Annotated in this window: 12 protein-coding genes; 3 read left to right on the forward strand and 9 right to left on the reverse strand. The window is 69.3% G+C overall.

Annotation, left to right across the window (positions count from 1 at the left end; all coding sequences use genetic code 11):
- Nucleotides 1-267: 267 nt before the first annotated feature.
- From ACH4UM_RS39200 to thyX, 3 genes are all read right to left on the reverse strand, one after another.
- Nucleotides 268-1953, reverse strand: coding sequence for a ribonuclease J (locus ACH4UM_RS39200; protein WP_398190663.1), 1686 nt, complete (start codon nucleotides 1951-1953; stop codon nucleotides 268-270).
- Nucleotides 1954-2138: 185 nt separating this feature from the next.
- A complete protein-coding gene (gene dapA, locus ACH4UM_RS39205; protein ID WP_398190666.1) occupies nucleotides 2139-3038 on the reverse strand; it encodes a 4-hydroxy-tetrahydrodipicolinate synthase in 900 nt (299 codons plus the stop codon).
- A 221-nt stretch (nucleotides 3039-3259) separates the two neighbouring features.
- Nucleotides 3260-4000, reverse strand: coding sequence for an FAD-dependent thymidylate synthase (gene thyX, locus ACH4UM_RS39210; protein WP_398190669.1), 741 nt, complete (start codon nucleotides 3998-4000; stop codon nucleotides 3260-3262).
- Between the two features lie 202 nt (nucleotides 4001-4202).
- Here thyX and ACH4UM_RS39215 point away from each other — a divergent pair, with 202 nt between their 5' ends.
- Entirely contained in the window at nucleotides 4203-4433 is a 231-nt protein-coding gene (locus ACH4UM_RS39215) for a hypothetical protein (protein ID WP_398190672.1), read from the forward strand.
- 133 nt (nucleotides 4434-4566) lie between these two features.
- Nucleotides 4567-5121: a hypothetical protein gene (locus ACH4UM_RS39220; protein ID WP_398190675.1), complete on the forward strand. Its 555-nt coding sequence runs from the start codon at nucleotides 4567-4569 to the stop codon at nucleotides 5119-5121.
- A 285-nt stretch (nucleotides 5122-5406) separates the two neighbouring features.
- Here the strand turns inward: ACH4UM_RS39220 and ACH4UM_RS39225 are convergent, their stop codons facing one another.
- From ACH4UM_RS39225 to rpsO, 5 genes are all read right to left on the reverse strand, one after another.
- Nucleotides 5407-5862: a hypothetical protein gene (locus ACH4UM_RS39225; RefSeq protein WP_398190677.1), complete on the reverse strand. Its 456-nt coding sequence runs from the start codon at nucleotides 5860-5862 to the stop codon at nucleotides 5407-5409.
- A 24-nt stretch (nucleotides 5863-5886) separates the two neighbouring features.
- Entirely contained in the window at nucleotides 5887-6639 is a 753-nt protein-coding gene (dapB, locus tag ACH4UM_RS39230; protein WP_398190680.1) for a 4-hydroxy-tetrahydrodipicolinate reductase, read from the reverse strand.
- A 57-nt stretch (nucleotides 6640-6696) separates the two neighbouring features.
- Complete coding sequence (locus tag ACH4UM_RS39235) at nucleotides 6697-8076, reverse strand: M16 family metallopeptidase (protein ID WP_398190683.1); 1380 nt, start codon at nucleotides 8074-8076, stop codon at nucleotides 6697-6699.
- The gene (locus ACH4UM_RS39240) at nucleotides 8073-10298 is read right to left on the reverse strand and encodes a polyribonucleotide nucleotidyltransferase (RefSeq protein WP_398190686.1); all 2226 of its coding nucleotides are present in this window, start codon (nucleotides 10296-10298) and stop codon (nucleotides 8073-8075) included. The genes ACH4UM_RS39235 and ACH4UM_RS39240 overlap by 4 nt, the downstream gene beginning before the upstream one ends.
- Before the next feature lie 402 nt (nucleotides 10299-10700).
- Nucleotides 10701-10988 carry a 30S ribosomal protein S15 gene (rpsO, locus tag ACH4UM_RS39245; RefSeq protein WP_004982702.1) on the reverse strand — a complete coding sequence of 96 codons (288 nt, stop codon included), beginning with the start codon at nucleotides 10986-10988 and terminating at the stop codon, nucleotides 10701-10703.
- Between the two features lie 279 nt (nucleotides 10989-11267).
- Between rpsO and ACH4UM_RS39250 the strand changes: the two genes are divergently transcribed.
- On the forward strand, nucleotides 11268-11570 hold the full coding sequence (locus ACH4UM_RS39250; protein ID WP_398190688.1) for a DUF397 domain-containing protein: 303 nt from the start codon (nucleotides 11268-11270) through the stop codon (nucleotides 11568-11570).
- 76 nt (nucleotides 11571-11646) lie between these two features.
- Here the strand turns inward: ACH4UM_RS39250 and ACH4UM_RS39255 are convergent, their stop codons facing one another.
- Entirely contained in the window at nucleotides 11647-13140 is a 1494-nt protein-coding gene (locus ACH4UM_RS39255) for a hypothetical protein (RefSeq protein WP_398190691.1), read from the reverse strand.
- Nucleotides 13141-13167 lie beyond the last annotated feature (27 nt).

Consider the following 13167-nt stretch of genomic DNA (forward strand, 5'->3'; position numbering starts at 1 on the left):
TTTCCTCCGGGCGCTTCCCTTCGGTGTTTCCGACTCTATCAGATCTTTTCCGATCCGATTTCCTCGGCGCTTTCCAGGTTTCCGCTTTCGCGTTTCCCTTTCCGGCGGCTCCGACTTTATCAGAGATTCTGAGTCGGATTTCCCGCCCCCTCCGGGAGGACCGCGGGAGTGCATGAAGCCTCCGGGTTCCCGTCCTGGCGGAGCCGTAAACGTACTGGAGCGGGGCGCCCCGATGCAAATCGAGGCGCCCCGCTGCCAGTTCGAACGTCAGACCTCCACGACGACCGGGAGGATCATCGGCCGGCGCCGGTAGTTGTCCGAGACCCATTTGCCCAGCGTGCGGCGGATGAGCTGCTGCAACTGGTGGGATTCCGCGACGCCTTCCTGGGCCGACCGCTCCAGCGCCTCCGAGATCTTCGGGAGGACACCCCCGAAGGCGGAGTCCTCGATGCCGGAGCCCCTGGCCTGGATGTGCGGACCGCCGGTGATCTTGCCCGTGGTGGAGTCGACCACCACGAAGACCGAGATGATGCCCTCGTCGCCGAGGATCTTCCGGTCCTTCAGGGCCGGCTCGCCGACATCGCCGACCGACAGTCCGTCGACGTAGACGTACCCGGCCTGGACCTTGCCGGAGATCTTGGCCTTGCCTTCGACGAGGTCGACCGTCACGCCGTCCTCGGCGATGACGATCCGGTCGTGCGGGACGCCCGTCAGGGCACCCAGTTCGGCGTTGGCGCGCAGATGGCGCCATTCGCCGTGGACCGGCATCAGGTTCTTCGGACGGCAGATGTTGTAGAAGTACAGCAGCTCGCCGGCCGAGGCGTGGCCCGAGACGTGCACCTTGGCGTTGCCCTTGTGGACGACGTTGGCGCCCCAGCGGGTCAGGCCGTTGATGACCCGGTAGACCGCGTTCTCGTTGCCGGGGATGAGCGACGACGCCAGGATCACCGTGTCGCCGTCGACGATGCGGATCTGGTGGTCGCGGTTGGCCATGCGGGACAGCGCGGCCATCGGTTCGCCCTGGGAGCCCGTGCAGACCAGGACGATCTCGTGGTCCGGCAGGTCGTCGAGCGTCTTGACGTCCACCACCAGGCCCGGCGGGACCTTCAGATAGCCGAGGTCCCTCGCGATGCCCATGTTGCGGACCATGGAGCGCCCGACGAAGGCGACCCGGCGGCCGTACTCGTGCGCCGCGTCCAGGATCTGCTGGATGCGGTGGACATGGCTGGCGAAGCTCGCCACGATGATCCGCTTGTTGGCGCCGGCGAAGACCTGGCGCAGCACGCTGGAGATGTCCCGCTCGTGCGCGGTGAAGCCGGGGACCTCGGCGTTCGTGGAGTCGGAGAGGAGGAGGTCGATGCCTTCCTCGCTCAGCCGTGCGAACGCGTGCAGGTCGGTGAGGCGGTTGTCCAGCGGTAGCTGGTCCATCTTGAAGTCGCCGGTGTGGACGGCCATGCCCGCAGGAGTGCGGATGGCGACCGCGAGGGCGTCCGGGATGGAGTGGTTGACCGCGACGAACTCGCAGTCGAAGGGGCCGATGCGCTCCCGATGGCCTTCCGCCACCTCGAGGGTGTACGGGCGGATGCGGTGTTCCTGGAGCTTGGCCTCGATGAGGGCCAGGGTCAGCTTGGAGCCGATCAGGGGGATGTCCGGCTTCTCCCTCAGGAGGTAGGGGACGCCGCCGATGTGGTCCTCGTGGCCGTGGGTCAGGACGATGCCCTCGATGTCGTCGAGGCGGTCCCGGATGGACGAGAAGTCCGGCAGGATCAGGTCGATTCCCGGTTGCTCCTCCTCGGGGAAGAGCACTCCACAGTCGACGATCAGCAGGCGGCCTCCGTATTCGAAGACCGTCATGTTCCGGCCGATCTCGCCCAGACCGCCGAGCGGGGTGACCCGCAGGCCGCCTTCGGGGAGGGGCGGGGGTGCGCCGAGTTCAGGATGCGGATGACTCAAAAGACTCTCCTCACCACGCGCGCCACGTACCGGTGGGCACGTGGCGCGCGTGACGTTCGTGCAGAAGCAATTGTCGTTGTGGGGCGCAGGCACCGGTGGCCCGCTTATTCAGTTGTCTCGCCCGGTGTCCCGGCGGGGCGCCGGGAGGAGGTGGGCGGTGCGAGGGATCTCGCGAAGTCTCGTTGTCAGAGCTGTACCCCGCCGGCGGCAAGATCGATCTTGAGCTGTTCGGTCTCTTCGGACGTGAGCTCGATCATCGGTGACCGCAGCGGTCCGCCGGGCAGGCCCTGCAGGGCGAGCGCGGCCTTGGCGGTCATGACGCCCTGGGTGCGGAACATGCCGGTGTAGACCGGGAGCAGCTTCTGGTGGATCTCCGTGGCCTTCTGGACGTCGCCGGCGGTGAACGCCTCGACGAGGGCGCGCAGGTCAGGGGTGACGACGTGGCCGACGACCGAGACGAAGCCGACCGCGCCCACGGAGAGCAGGGGCAGGTTCAGCATGTCGTCGCCGGAGTACCAGGCGAGGCCCGAGTGAGCGATGGCCCAGCTGGCGCGGCCGAGGTCACCCTTGGCGTCCTTGTTGGCCACGATCCGCGGATGCTCGGCGAGGCGGACGAGTGTCTCGGTGTTGATCGGGACGCCACTGCGGCCGGGGATGTCGTAGAGCATGACCGGCAGCCCGGTGGCGTCGGCGATGGCCTTGAAGTGCCGGTACAGGCCCTCCTGCGGAGGCTTGTTGTAGTACGGCGTGACGGTGAGCAGGCCGTGTGCGCCGGTCTTCTCGGCGGCGCGGGCGAGCTCGATGCTGTGGTGGGTGTCGTTGGTTCCGACGCCGGCCACGATGTGGGCCCGGTCGCCGACCGCCTCCAGGACCGCCCGTACGAGGTCCGTTTTCTCCGCATCACTGGTGGTGGGGGACTCGCCGGTGGTGCCGTTGATCACCAGGCCGTCGTTGCCTGCGTCCACCAGGTGGGCGGCGAGCCGCTGCGCGCCGTCGAGGTCGAGTGCGCCGTCCGCCGTGAAGGGCGTGACCATGGCGGTGAGGACCCGCCCGAAGGGGGTCTGCGGAGTCGAGGTCGGAGCCATGGGTAACACGCTACTCGTTGCTCAGGGCGGGGTCTGCCCTCGGGGCAGGCGACGAGTCGTGACAAAAGTGGAACCCGGCACTGCCTGCTCGGGGGTTCAAGCAGTGCCGGGTCCGTTTGATCAGGCTAGATGAACTTCTCCAAATGCCGCAATACGGACACCTCACAAGGCTGATGCATACATCTGTACCTGCGGATGCGGGGAGTGGGCCGAGGTCCGGGCTACGGGGCGACCCGGCCGTTGGCGTTGAAGGCGGCGTACGTCAGCGGCATGAGCCGGGCCCACTCCGCCTCCATCTTCTCGCCCACCATCTCGATCTCCCGCTGCGGGTAGGAGGGCACCCTGGCCAGCTCGTGCTGGGTGCGCAGGCCGAGGAAGTGCATCAGCGAGCGGGCGTTGCAGGTCGCGTACATCGAGGAGTACAGGCCGACCGGGAGGACCGCGCGGGCGACCTCGCGGGCGACGCCGGCGGCGAGCATCTCCTGGTACGCCACGTAGGCCTGCCGGTAGGAGTCCTCCATGACGCGGCCGACCAGCTCCTGCTGGGCCTGGGTGCCCTCGACGAACCGGTACTTGCCGGGGCGGCCCTCCTGGACGAGCTTGCGGGAGGCGTCGGGGACGTAGAAGACCGGCTGGAGCTCGCGGTAGCGACCGCTCTCCTCGTTGTACGACCAGCCGACCCGGTGCCGCATGAACTCGCGGAAGACGAAGATCGGGGCGCTGATGAAGAACGTCATCGAGTTGTGCTCGAAGGGGCTGCCGTGCCGGTCGCGCATCAGGTAGTTGATCAGGCCCGTGGAGCGCTCCGGGTCCTTGTCCAGCTCCTCAAGGGACTGCTCGCCGATGGTCGAGACACGGGCTGCGAACAGCACGTCGGCGTCCGACGCGGTGTGCTTGACCAGCTCGACGGTGACGTCGCTGCGGAAGCTGGGTTTCAGGTCGTCGGCGGGGGTGTCGGTCACGGCGCGGAGGATCCCTTCCATCACGTCTCTTCGGCGGCGCCCACTCTACGGCCCGCCTCTGACATCGGGGCGTTCGGTGCCGGGACGCGACATCTTCGGTGAAGTTCTGTGAATTCGGGGGAAGCGGGCACCTTTCGGGACACTCGCTCGTCTGTATTGGTGAAAGCCTCCGGATCGACCCCTGAAGGGAGCCGTACCCCCGATGTCCCGGCGCGAGCCCGTCCCGTTCGCCTTCGTCGCCGAAGCCGACAGGTTCCGCAGCAATGTCACTCCACCGCCCCGCGGGCGGGCGTCGATCGGCAGGATAGCCGGGCGCTGCCTGCTGGGCCTGACCATCGTGGCCGCCCTCGTGGGTTCCCTGATCCTGGGGATGCCCGCGCTGTCGATCAGCCACTCCCCCACGCAGACGCAGCAGGCCTCACACGGGCACTGAGCCGGCCGTCGCCTCTCTGCCGCCCGGGCGGCAGAGGAGATACCCCCCTTGGCCTCCCACGGGTGGTGAGCGAAGGCACGGGCGGATAGCCTCACCGGGCACAGCCCACGCATGGATTGAGTGAGGACCAGCCGTGCCCCTGCCCTTCCTGACGGCCGACCGTGCCTTCGACACCGCGGACGACATCGCGCTGCCGTTCGACGACCGTGAGCGCTGGCGGCGCCCCTACCGACCCGGGCCGTGGCGGGTGGGCGCGGCCGCCCTCCTGTTGCTGCTCGCCTCGTTCGTGCTGTTCGCGGCGGTCGTGATCGCCCTCACGGGTGAGCTGTCCTCCGCCGCGTTCTGTCTCGGTGTCGCGCTGGCCGTCATCGCCGGCGCGCTGCGGCTGCTGCGCATGGGCGTGTGGGTCAGCGCCCGCGGGCTGCGCCAGGTGAGCTTCCTCGTCAGCCGTACGACGCCCTGGGGGCAGGTGGTCAGCGTACGGACGGTGCAGCAGCCGGTGCGCTGGCTCGGGCTGCCGCGCACGGTGCAGGGGCAGGCGCTGCTCCTCGTCCACAGGAGCCGTGCTCCGCAGGACGTACCGCCGCTGCTGACCACGCACAACGCCGACTTCCTGGGCCGCCTCGAGGCCTTCGACCGGGCGGCGGACTCGGTGGAGGCCTGGGCCGAGGAATACCCGAGCCGCTGACACCGGCCGACCACGAAGCCGGTGGGTCCGGTCCGCAGAGCACGCGGACCGGACCCACCGGCATGTACGGGCACCATCGTGGGCGGCGGTGGGCGCCACCGGGTCGGGCGGGGCGCCCGGGGCGCCGGGGTACCCGAGGTCCCGGGTGGGACATGCGCGGGGACCGCGGTACGGGCGGCTCCGGGCCCCCCGGTGGACCAGCTCCGGGTGTCGCCGGCACGGCGGCACCAGGTGTCGTCCGGCGCGCACCGGTCCGCGTGCCGCCACGCACGGCCGCCCCTGGCGTCAGGCCGTTCCGACCGGCTTGGCGTCGTGGAGGGCAATCGCTCGCTGCATCGCCTTGCGGGCGCGCGGGGTGTCGCGGGCGTCGTGGTAGGCGACGGCCAGGCGGAACCAGCTGCGCCAGTCGTCGGGAGCCGCCTCCGTCTCGGCCTTGCGCCTGGCGAAGACCTCGTCGGCCGAGTCCCGGTCGATGCGCCCGCTGGGCGTGCGCTTCAGCTCGTCGACGGGCAGGCCGCCTTCGGCGTCGAGTTCGGTGGCGAGCCGGTTGGCGTCGCGGACGAACTGGGTGTTCTTCCACAGGAACCACAGGCCGATCACCGGCAGGATCAGTACGGCGATCCCGAAGGCGACGGTCACGGGCGTGCCGGACTGGATGAGCATCACGCCGCGGCTGCCGACCAGGACGAAGTAGAAGACCAGGACGGCGGCCGTGACGAGGTAGGTGATCTTCGCGCGCATGAGGGGCTCGGGCTTCTGTTTCGCTCAGTCGAGGTCGAGGAAGTGCTCCAGGCCGAAGGTCAGGCCCGGAGTGGTGACCACGCGGCGCGCACCGAGCAGGATGCCCGGCATGAAGCTGCTGTGGTGGAGGGAGTCGTGGCGGATGGTGAGCGTCTCGCCCTCGCCGCCCAGCAGGACCTCCTGGTGGGCGAGCAGGCCGCGCAGGCGCACGGCGTGGACCGGCACACCGTCCACGTCCGCGCCCCGGGCGCCGTCCAGGGCGGTGACGGTGGCGTCCGGCGCCGGGGCGGAGCCGGCCCTGGCCCGGGCCTCGGCAATGAGCTGGGCGGTGCGCGTGGCGGTGCCGGAGGGGGCGTCGACCTTGTTGGGGTGATGCAGCTCGATGACCTCCACCGACTCGAAGTACGGCGCGGCGATCTGCGCGAACTTCATGGTCAGCACCGCCCCGATGGAGAAGTTGGGGGCGATGAGCACGCCGGTCTCCGGGGACTGGGCGAGCCAGCCCTTCAGCTGCGCGAGGCGCTCGTCGGTCCAGCCCGTGGTGCCGACCACGGCGTGGATGCCGTGCCGTACGCAGAAGTCGAGGTTGCCCATGACCGAGGCCGGGGTGGTGAGTTCGACCGCCACCTGGGCGCCGTTCTCGGCGAGGGTCTCCAGCTTGTCGCCCCGGCCGAGGGCGGCGACCAGCTCCATGTCCTCGGCGGCCTCGACCGCTCGTACCGCCTCGGACCCGATCCGGCCCTTGGCACCGAGGACCGCCACGCGCAGCTTGCTCATCTCTTGCTTCCTTACGACCGAAGGTTGTCGGACCAGAGGTTTGTCGGGCTCGAGGGCTCAGGCGACCGCTTCGTGCAGGCGTGCGGCCTGCTTGTCCTTGAGCGGGCCGATGACCGACAGCGACGGGCGCTGTCCCAGGATCTCCCGGGCGACCGAGCGGACCTCGTCCGGGGTCACCGCCGCCATCCGGGCCAGCATGTCGTCGACGGAGATCTGCTCGCCCCAGCACAGCTCACTCTTGCCGATGCGGTTCATCAGCGCACCTGTGTCCTCCAGGCCGAGGACCGTGGAGCCCTGCAGCTGGCCGATGGCGCGACCGATCTCGTCGTCGGTCAGGCCGTGCTCGGCCACGTGGTCGAGTTCGTCGCGGCAGATCTTCAGTACGTCGTGCACCTGGCTCGGGCGGCAGCCGGCGTACACGCCGAAGAGGCCGCAGTCGGCGAACCCGGAGGTGTAGGAGTACACGCTGTAGGCCAGACCGCGCTTCTCCCTGACCTCCTGGAAGAGGCGGGAGGACATGCCGCCGCCGAGGGCGGTGTTCAGCACGCCCAGGGCCCAGCGGCGGTCGTCCGTGCGGGCCAGGCCCGGCATGCCGAGGACGACGTGGGCCTGCTCCGTCCTGCGGTTCTGCAGCTCGAGTCGGCCCGCGGTGCGCAGGCTGCGGCGGCCGTCGCGCGGGGCGATGGGTGCGGCCTCGGCGCTCTTGAAGGCCCCGGCCTTCTCGAAGGCGGCACGGACCTGGCGTACGACCTTGGCGTGGTCGATGTTGCCGGCGCAGGCGACGACCAGGTGGGTCGGGTCGTAGTGCTTCTTGTAGAAGCGGCGGATGCGCTCCGCGGTGAGGGCGTTGACCGTGTCGACGGTGCCCAGGACCGGGCGGCCCAGGGCGTTGTCACCGAACATGGTGTGCGCGAACAGGTCGTGCACGCAGTCGCCCGGGTCGTCCTCGGTCATCGCGATCTCCTCGAGGATCGCGCCGCGTTCGACGCTGACGTCCTCCTCCAGGATGAGCGAGCCGGTGAGCATGTCGCAGACGACGTCGATGGCGAGCGGCAGGTCGGTGTCGAGCACACGCGCGTAGTAGCACGTGTACTCCTTGGCCGTGAACGCGTTCATCTCGCCGCCGACGGCGTCGATGGCGGCGGAGATGTCCAGGGCGGACCGGCGGGACGTGCCCTTGAAGAGCAGGTGCTCCAGGTAGTGCGTGGCGCCGTTGAGCGAGGGCGTCTCGTCGCGGGAGCCGACGTGCGCCCAGATGCCGAAGGTCGCCGAGCGCACGGAGGGCAGGGTCTCGGTGACGATGCGCAGGCCGCCCGGGAGGGTGGTCTTGCGCACCGTGCCGATGCCGTTCTCGCCCTTGATCAGGGTTTGGGTACGGGCGACGGCCCGCGCCTCCGAGGAGGTGCGGGCCGTCGCCTTCGAGCCACGGGACGTCACTGGTCGGCGTCGTCCTTCTTGTCGTTGCCGCCCGAGTCTTCCTCGCCCTCGATCACGGGGACGAGGGAGAGCTTGCCGCGGGAGTCGATCTCGGCGATCTCGACCTGGACCTTCTGGCCCACGCCGAGCACGTCCTCGACGTTCTCCACGCGCTTGCCGCCGGCCAGCTTGCGGATCTGCGAGATGTGCAGCAGGCCGTCCTTGCCCGGCAGCAGGGAGACGAACGCACCGAAGGTGGTCGTCTTCACGACCGTACCGAGGTAGCGCTCGCCGACCTCGGGCATCGTCGGGTTGGCGATGCCGTTGATCGTGGCGCGGGCGGCCTCGGCGGACGGGCCGTCGGCGGCACCGATGTAGATGGTGCCGTCGTCCTCGATGGTGATGTCGGCGCCCGTGTCCTCCTGGATCTGGTTGATCATCTTGCCCTTGGGGCCGATGACCTCACCGATCTTGTCGACCGGGATCTTCACGGTGATGATCCGCGGCGCGTTCGGGGACATCTCGTCCGGCGTGTCGATCGCTTCCATCATCACGTCGAGGATGTGGAGGCGGGCGTCACGGGCCTGCTTCAGGGCGGCGGCCAGGACGGAGGCCGGGATGCCGTCCAGCTTGGTGTCGAGCTGGAGGGCGGTCACGAACTCCTTGGTGCCGGCGACCTTGAAGTCCATGTCGCCGAAGGCGTCCTCCGCACCGAGGATGTCGGTGAGGGTGACGTAGTGCGTCTCGCCGTCGATCTCCTGGGAGATCAGGCCCATGGCGATACCGGCGACCGGGGCCTTCAGCGGCACACCGGCGTTCAGCAGCGACATGGTGGAGGCGCAGACCGAACCCATGGACGTCGAGCCGTTGGAGCCGAGGGCCTCGGACACCTGACGGATCGCGTACGGGAAGTCCTCGCGCGCGGGCAGCACCGGCATCAGGGCGCGCTCGGCCAGCGCGCCGTGGCCGATCTCGCGGCGCTTGGGGGAGCCGACGCGGCCGGTCTCACCGGTGGAGTACGGCGGGAAGTTGTAGTTGTGCATGTAGCGCTTGCGGGTCACCGGGGAGAGGGTGTCCAGCTGCTGCTCCATGCGCAGCATGTTGAGGGTCGTGACACCGAGGATCTGGGTCTCGCCACGCTCGAAGAGCGCGGAGCCGTGGACCCGCGGAATGGCCTCGACCTCGGCGGCGAGGGTCCGGATGTCGGTGACACCGCGGCCGTCGATGCGCTTCTTCTCCTTGATGACGCGCTCACGGACCAGGGTCTTGGTCAGCGCGCGGTACGCGGCGGAGATCTCCTTCTCGCGGCCCTCGAACTCGGGCAGCAGCTTCTCGGCGGCCAGGCCCTTGACGCGGTCCAGTTCCGTCTCGCGCTCCTGCTTGCCGGCGATGGTGAGCGCCTGGGCGAGCTCGGGGCGGACGGCGGCGGTCAGCGCCTCCAGGACGTCGTCCTGGTAGTCCAGGAAGATCGGGAACTCGCCGGTCGGCTTGGCGGCCTTGGCGGCGAGGTCCGACTGGGCCTTGCACAGCACCTTGATGAAGGGCTTGGCGGCCTCCAGACCGGCGGCGACGACCTCCTCGGTCGGCGCCTCGGCACCACCCTTGACCAGCTGGATGGTCTTGTCGGTGGCTTCGGCCTCGACCATCATGATCGCGACGTCGCCGTCCTCCAGGGCCCGGCCCGCGACCACCATGTCGAAGACGGCGTCCTCGAGCTCGGTGTGCGTCGGGAACCCGACCCACTGGCCGTTGATCAGCGCGACGCGGACGCCGCCGATCGGGCCGGAGAAGGGCAGACCGGCCAGCTGCGTGGACGCGGAGGCGGCGTTGATCGCCACGACGTCGTACAGGTGGTCGGGGTTGAGCGCCATGACCGTGCAGACGACCTGGATCTCGTTGCGCAGGCCCTTCTTGAAGGACGGGCGCAGCGGACGGTCGATGAGGCGGCAGGTGAGGATGGCGTCCTCGGAGGGCCGGCCCTCACGGCGGAAGAAGCTGCCGGGGATCTTGCCGGCGGCGTACATCCGCTCCTCGACGTCCACCGTGAGCGGGAAGAAGTCGAGCTGGTCCTTGGGGTTCTTGGAGGCGGTGGTGGCCGACAGCACCATGGTGTCGTCGTCCAGGTACGCCACGGCGGAGCCGGCGGCCTGCTTGGCCAGGCGGCCCGTCTCGAAACGGATGGTGCGGGTGCCGAAGGAACCGTTGTCGATCACGGCTTCGGCGTAGTGGGTCTCGTTCTCCACTAGCGTTTTCTCCTCGTCCTCGTCCCTCCTCGCCCGTGTGGCGGGGGGACGGTGGCGGAGAAGCGCGCCGTCTGGTGCGGGCCGGTCTTCGATCGAAGCACCCGGGTCGTTTTCCCCGGGGGCCACTACCGAGGACCGGCGGCGGCGAGGTGCGCTTCTCCTCGTTCGTGGTGCGCGATGACGCCATACCCGCTACGGGTAGGCCGTATCACGCTGTGTCATACGTACTGCGTTGTGCTACCACACTACAAAGGGGCAGTGACACTCCGCACGTTTCCGCACGTCCAGCGGAGCTTTCCGCAGGTAGGGCGGGTTTTTCGTATGTACGCGCGCACCTGCGCACGCACATACGGCAAAGGGAGCGGCCCCCTGTCTCCCGGGAACCGCTCCCTTCACGGCGTCTTACTTGGCGCCCGCCGCACCGCGGCGGATGCCGAGGCGGTCGACCAGCGCACGGAAGCGCTGGATGTCCTTCTTGGCGAGGTACTGCAGCAGGCGACGGCGCTGACCGACCAGGATCAGCAGACCACGGCGGGAGTGGTGGTCGTGCTTGTGGGTCTTGAGGTGCTCGGTCAGGTCGGAGATCCGACGGGACAGCAGAGCGACCTGGACCTCGGGGGAGCCGGTGTCACCCTCCTTGGTACCGAACTCGGAAATGATCTGCTTCTTCGTGGCGGCGTCGAGCGACACGCGTACTCCTCATGGTCTGTGGTGCCACCGAGTGCCCCCGGTCTGCTTCTCGGGGGAGCTTCCGTTACTCGGAAGGCGGGTTCCGCTGGGCGCGGCCTCCGGGGCCCGCAGGTCTCCTGCGGGGGCGCCGGGGGTGCGTACACAAACGGCCGTCACACAGAGTACCAGGTGGTGGCGGGGGGCTTTCCCCGGACCCTCGACCGCCCCGGCCGGACCGCCGAAGGCCACTAGGGTGAGCGCTGTCACCGGGTACGTACGTCGGGAAGGGGTCGCTGCACCATGGCGGAGACGGAAGCGGAGATCAAGGCGCGCAAGGAGCGGGAGCGCGACGAACTGTACGCCCTCGACATCTCCGGCGTGGAGTGGCACTGCGCACCGGGCACGGAGCAGCACGAGGAACGCGTCGAGATCGCCTATCTGCCCGAGGGCGCCGTGGCCATGCGCTCCTCCCTCGACCCCGGCACGGTGCTGCGCTACACCGAGGCGGAGTGGCGGGCGTTCGTGCTGGGGGCGCGGGACGGGGAGTTCGATCTGGAGGTCGCGCCGGGCGACGCGGGGCTGGAGCCCGACGCCACGTCGTGACCGCCCCGGCGCAGCGACGGCGGCTTCGCGCCCGGGGCACCTGTTCCCGCTTCTCCACAGGTGCCCCGGGCCCGGCTCATGTGCCCGGCCTGACGGCCTCCACGCCGAGCACGAGCCAGATCCAGTGCTTCCCTTTTCCGCCGGGGCCGCTGGCCTTCTTCATCCCGAAGAAGAGCCGCCCGTTCTGCACCACCACATCCGCGAGGTTCGCGTCCGTCAGCAGCTGCGCGTCGGAGGGCAGGCCGAAGTAGAAGTACGGAGTCTCCCTGCCGGTCCCGGGGTCCAGGCTGACGAGTGCGTACGGCCGGATGCCATCGGCGCTGGAGCGGAAGGCGAGGAGCCGGTCGCCGCTCATCCGCAGGGGATACAGCAGCTGACTGCGGCCCGACTCGAACTTCTTCGTCGTGTTCCCGGTCGCGAGGTCGAATCCGATGATCCAGTTCGAGTTGTCCTCGATCCCCGCATCCGGATCCTCCCGGCTCACCAGGAAGACCTGACCGTCACCGACCACGGCTCCCGGGCAGTCGTCGATCCCGTTGTACGTCCCGAGATCCGCGCACTTCGCCAGGTAGTGGCCGCCCTCGAGCCGGATCGTGGCGCGGTACTTGCCGTTGTGGTCGAGAGAAATCAGGTCCGTGAACCCGATGTCCCCGGCCGCCGTGGCGAGGACGGGCGGTTCGGCTGACAGCAGGCCGACGTCCTTGACGCCGTCGGCGACGTTGTACGTCCACAGCACCTTGCCCGTGCGGGGCTCCACCTTCTGCACGCGGTAGGACCACGACTCCGTGCCCTTGGTCCAGCAGTCGACCCGGATCAGCAGGCCGTCTCCGCCGGCGTTGCCCCCGTCGGAGCAGTCACCGGTCCGTTTGGACTCCCAGAGCTTCTTTCCGCTGTCCATGTCCCACGCCCCGGAACCCTTCCCCCAGGAGACGGTCACCGTGGAACGCGTGAGGGTCACGCCCATCGGGTCGCCGTCCGCCCCCGTGCTCGTGGTCTTGTACTGCGCCTCCCAGAGCTTCTTGCCGGTGTCCAGATCGACGAAGGCGACGTGGTCGCACACCGCATGACGATCGGTACCCGACCTGAACAGGACGGCCGTGCGGTCGTCGACCGTGACGTGGCGGGTCGTCCCGCAGATCAGGCCGGGGAACTTGACCTTCCAGGCCTCTTCACCGGGCTTGGCGTCCTTGCCGATACCGAAGGCGGCGAGAGAGCTGTTGATGCCTTTGACGAGGAGTTTGCCCGTCGCCCACATGCCGGGCATGTCGTACGACTCGCCGGGGCCGAGGTCGTCGACGGAGAACCGGAACGCCATCCGCCCCGCCGCGCTCGCAGGCCGTTTCTCGACGGTTTCCCTGATGCTGTCCGGCCCCGGAGCGGCCGCTTCCGTGCCTTTGGCAGGCCCGCTGTCGCCCCCCGCGGACGACAGGAGCCGGCCGGCCACGCACAGTGCGGCGACGAGGATCACGGCCACGGCACCGCCGACGAGTCTCCTGCGGCGGCGTCTGCGGGCCTGGTCTGCGGCGAGACTGGACTGGGTGTACATGGAGGGGGGCGGGCCGAAGCTCACGCGGAGAGGTCCTTTCGTGCACGGCTG

Source organism: Streptomyces sp. NPDC020801 (genome assembly GCF_044334385.1).
In the GTDB taxonomy this organism is placed as follows: domain Bacteria; phylum Actinomycetota; class Actinomycetes; order Streptomycetales; family Streptomycetaceae; genus Streptomyces.

Excerpts from the sequence above, each read along its gene's own strand:
- dapA (WP_398190666.1), bottom strand. The coding sequence starts at position 3,038 with ATGGCTCCGACCTCGACTCCGCAGACCCCCTTCGGGCGGGTCCTCACC.
- ACH4UM_RS39215 (WP_398190672.1), top strand. The coding sequence starts at position 4,203 with ATGTCCCGGCGCGAGCCCGTCCCGTTCGCCTTCGTCGCCGAAGCCGAC.
- ACH4UM_RS39225 (WP_398190677.1), bottom strand. The coding sequence starts at position 5,862 with ATGCGCGCGAAGATCACCTACCTCGTCACGGCCGCCGTCCTGGTCTTC.
- dapB (WP_398190680.1), bottom strand. The coding sequence starts at position 6,639 with ATGAGCAAGCTGCGCGTGGCGGTCCTCGGTGCCAAGGGCCGGATCGGG.
- ACH4UM_RS39250 (WP_398190688.1), top strand. The coding sequence starts at position 11,268 with ATGGCGGAGACGGAAGCGGAGATCAAGGCGCGCAAGGAGCGGGAGCGC.